This is a genomic window from Paenibacillus agri, from assembly GCF_013359945.1.
Lineage (GTDB): Bacteria > Bacillota > Bacilli > Paenibacillales > Paenibacillaceae > Paenibacillus_AQ > Paenibacillus_AQ agri.
In genome coordinates this window covers 1-291 of record NZ_JABWCS010000106.1, presented here as the reverse complement: position 1 = coordinate 291, position 291 = coordinate 1, and the positions used below count along the sequence as shown (strand labels likewise).

The 291-nt window shown below is 55.0% G+C and carries 1 rRNA gene; it reads left to right on the top strand.

What is annotated here, in order from left to right:
* Positions 1-291: ribosomal RNA gene (locus HPT30_RS31310) — 23S ribosomal RNA — on the top strand; the annotation flags it as partial.

The following is a 291-nucleotide window of genomic DNA, read 5'->3' as shown; positions in this document are numbered from 1 at the left end:
TGCAGGTTACCCGCGACAAGACGGAAAGACCCCATGGAGCTTTACTGCAGCTTGATATTGAATTTGGGTACGATCTGTACAGGATAGGTGGGAGCCGTAGAGGCAGGAGCGCAAGCTTCTGTGGAGGCGCCGTTGGGATACCACCCTGATCGTATCTAGGTTCTAACCTGGTGCCCTTATCGGGTACGGGGACCGTGTCAGGCGGGCAGTTTGACTGGGGCGGTCGCCTCCTAAAGAGTAACGGAGGCGTTCCAAGGTTCCCTCAGAATGGTTGGAAATCATTCGAAGAGT